The 2,794-nt window shown below is 55.4% G+C and carries 4 protein-coding genes; 3 read left to right on the forward strand and 1 reads right to left on the reverse strand.

Features of this window, described 5'->3' with window-relative positions; all coding sequences use genetic code 11:
* Positions 1-134 precede the first annotated feature (134 nt).
* Together GSQ76_RS03105 and GSQ76_RS03110 are read left to right on the forward strand one after the other, a co-directional pair.
* Positions 135-317, forward strand: coding sequence for a hypothetical protein (locus GSQ76_RS03105; RefSeq protein ID WP_158742452.1), 183 nt, complete (start codon positions 135-137; stop codon positions 315-317).
* Positions 318-858: 541 nt separating this feature from the next.
* Positions 859-1,383 (forward strand): ferritin-like domain-containing protein, encoded by a 525-nt coding sequence (locus tag GSQ76_RS03110; protein ID WP_158742453.1) that lies wholly within the window; start codon positions 859-861, stop codon positions 1,381-1,383.
* A 127-nt stretch (positions 1,384-1,510) separates the two neighbouring features.
* Here the strand turns inward: GSQ76_RS03110 and GSQ76_RS03115 are convergent, their stop codons facing one another.
* A complete protein-coding gene (locus tag GSQ76_RS03115; RefSeq protein ID WP_158742454.1) occupies positions 1,511-1,657 on the reverse strand; it encodes a hypothetical protein in 147 nt (48 codons plus the stop codon).
* Between the two features lie 218 nt (positions 1,658-1,875).
* Here GSQ76_RS03115 and GSQ76_RS31595 point away from each other — a divergent pair, with 218 nt between their 5' ends.
* Positions 1,876-2,151: a DUF2934 domain-containing protein gene (locus GSQ76_RS31595; protein WP_158742466.1), complete on the forward strand. Its 276-nt coding sequence runs from the start codon at positions 1,876-1,878 to the stop codon at positions 2,149-2,151.
* Positions 2,152-2,794 lie beyond the last annotated feature (643 nt).

Below are 2,794 nucleotides of genomic sequence, written 5' to 3' on the forward strand. Positions count from 1 at the left end.
GCGACAAGGCCGACAACTGCACCAAGGTCGTGTTCAAGCCGCATGGATAAACGCGCCGTCACAATCGTCGGAAAGCGATCAGATAGAACCGATGCCGGACATAGACGTCTAGTCACATAGTGAAGGAGATCCTTATGACAGAAGATAAGCACAGCAAAGCGCTCGACCTGACAGATGCAGCGCTTGAAAAGATAGTCGCAGGTGACGAGAAGGCAGCCGATCAGCTAATCGAGCAGGCAAAAGAGCTCGACCCCAGCGCGCCGGAAGAAGTTCTACGTGACCTTGATGAGGATGCTTCAAACAGTAAAAGCAAATAGGCGAGTTTGTAAAAAGAGGTTCTGGTGCACCGGCCATGGAGCTACAAGTCGCGGCCCAGAATAAACCAGATGGTTGCTGCCACCAGGCAGATTGAACGTGTCTCCATACGGCGGCGGGACGGCCACGTCTCGCCGCGATGCGGAGCCGAATTGAAAGCAGTCGATCGAACTGTAGCGTTCGGCACTGTCGCGTTGCTGGGGTAATTTTGTGCAGCCTTGGGCATCCGCCTCTCCTGCACATCCGTTCGCTGTAACTTAAAAGAAGAAGCCGAACTGCAACGTGCTGCCGATGCCATGTGTTCAAACTGATTAGGCGGGGGATTGCGTATCCTAGATCACTGGGCGGTTACGATTTGACATGACTCGGCCAACCCCTCTCATCTCAAGATGCCCAGTCAGCACCGGACTTAAAGGTAAAGGATTAGTCCTTCTTTCACCGTGTATTGGAATTAAGCGCACGATCCAGTGCGCATACAATGTCGCCGACAACCCATGTCGCATCAGCGCGTAGATGGCCGAACACTTGCAGGAGTATAGTAGCATGGACGGCGACTCCAATGGAGACAGGCTGCACGAGATTTACCACACCGGTCTGCGGAATATGCATGCTCTCGAAATGACGGCGATCGAGATGACCGCGCGGCAAGTCGAGCGCCTGGAAAATTACCCGGAAATGGAGGCCCGCCTGCGTCAGCACCACACTGAGTCGCAACAGCAGGCCAAACGCCTCGAGGATATCCTAGCTCGGCACGGAACCGACTCTTCTAGTCTGAAGAACGCCGTGACCGCAGCGATGGGCAATGTGGCGGCCGTGCTACACGCTCCTGCTTCTGACGAGATCCTGAAGAACACCTTCGCCAACTTCGCATTCGAGCACCAGGAGATTGCGGCTTATACCAGCCTTATCGCAATGGCCGTGAAGATTGGTGACACGGAATCGTTCCAGGTGCTCAAGCAATCTTTGTCGGAGGAACAGACGATGGCGGACTTTATCGGCGCCCAGATTGTACCGACGACGACACGGTTTATGGATCTTACACAAGCGGGCGACACGGCTGGCGTTTAGCGGGCAGGGGCGCGTCGTCCAGACGCGCCCCATGAACACGGCACGACTCTGCAGTCGCATTAATGAAGATGGTCCGTTTCGAAATAGGCTGACTTGCCTTACCTGCAGGTCAGGCAGCCAAGCAGTCCTACTGATAACCCCCAGTTTCCTCTCGCTCCTTGGCAGCATCCTCCTGAACCTTTGTGTCGACCTTCTTCATGACGCCAATATCGTTAGACGGCTTCTCCGCAGGCTGTGCATCTTCATTCAAAGCAATTCTATCATTGTCCATCATATGGCCTCTCAGTTATCGCCTAAAGTGAACCGTCGGTTGCGCTAAAAGTTCCTCTGAAGAGGGCCTTGTAGGCCGCAGCGCACGCACGGCACGGTCAGTATCATGAACTAAGGACGCTGAAGGCCAACAGGCAAAGACGGCCTAAGACTACCAGGGAACTGCGCTCACATTGTTGCTTTGAGGAACCAACAGGGTTATGTGTCGTCAGGAGACTTGATATGATCATCAATGAAAATAAGTCCAAGCAAGCCGAGCAAGCTGACCTTGACGACGCCCTTGACGATACATTCCCCGCTAGCGATCCTCCATCCCAAACCGATCCGACGCATGGTGTCCACTCGGTGCCAACCTTTCCCACCGAAGATGCGGTGCGCCAGCGGGCCTATGAGCTTTGGGAGAAAGCCGGCTCGGGTCATGGCAATCACGAAGAGCATTGGGCGCAAGCGTTGAGCGAAATCCAAGCCGAGATGGGCAGTACAATACCAGCTGAATGACTTGAGCGGTTGGCTCGTGCCAAGGCCTTGTTGATGATGGCGCATGGTCGCGTTTGACAGCCATACCTGCAGACTGCATGCCCGCCAACTTAATAACCGGGCATCGTGGCTGCTCTAGGCCGTGTGGACGAATTTGACCAAGATGGTGGTGCAGGCAAAAGCGACGGTTGAGCTGAAGCTGGTGGCCGCGTTCGAAGTTTTGGCAGGTCTCAAATGGGCTACGTGCCGAAAGGGCTGATTAGTTTTCGACTTCAGCCCAGGGGCACGAAATGTCGAGTGGCGGGGGAGAAGCTTCGCAGACACTCGAAATCGGACCAGTGGCGTTGTCCTTGCTGACTTGTTTCATGAGAGGCCATAGTCCTCGATTCCGCAGCCCCTCCAGCTAGACTAGGCCTGGTCATCCTTCAAACGCCGCCTGAGCTTGCACCTGGGGCGCTTATCTGCGCCCGTTCCACTGAGCGTCGAACTCCGACCTTGGCGGTCGCTCAGATCCTCCATCAGGCGTCGAGCAATCATCTTGCGGTGACTGCCTTCCCAATGATCGGTTGCGCCATCGCTCGGCACCCACTTCGGAACGGCCAACGATAAAATACTTCGCCAGCCCGTCCATGAGCGGCTCATAGGTAGCCCTGAGGGCTGCCAG

Origin of the sequence: Acidisphaera sp. L21, assembly GCF_009765685.1 — a bacterium.
In the GTDB taxonomy this organism is placed as follows: Bacteria; Pseudomonadota; Alphaproteobacteria; order Acetobacterales; family Acetobacteraceae; genus LMUY01.

Coding starts and splice junctions, on each gene's coding strand:
- GSQ76_RS03105 (WP_158742452.1), top strand. CDS start 135: ATGACAGAAGATAAGCACAGCAAAGCGCTCGACCTGACAGATGCAGCG.
- GSQ76_RS03110 (WP_158742453.1), top strand. CDS start 859: ATGGACGGCGACTCCAATGGAGACAGGCTGCACGAGATTTACCACACC.
- GSQ76_RS03115 (WP_158742454.1), bottom strand. CDS start 1,657: ATGATGGACAATGATAGAATTGCTTTGAATGAAGATGCACAGCCTGCG.
- GSQ76_RS31595 (WP_158742466.1), top strand. CDS start 1,876: ATGATCATCAATGAAAATAAGTCCAAGCAAGCCGAGCAAGCTGACCTT.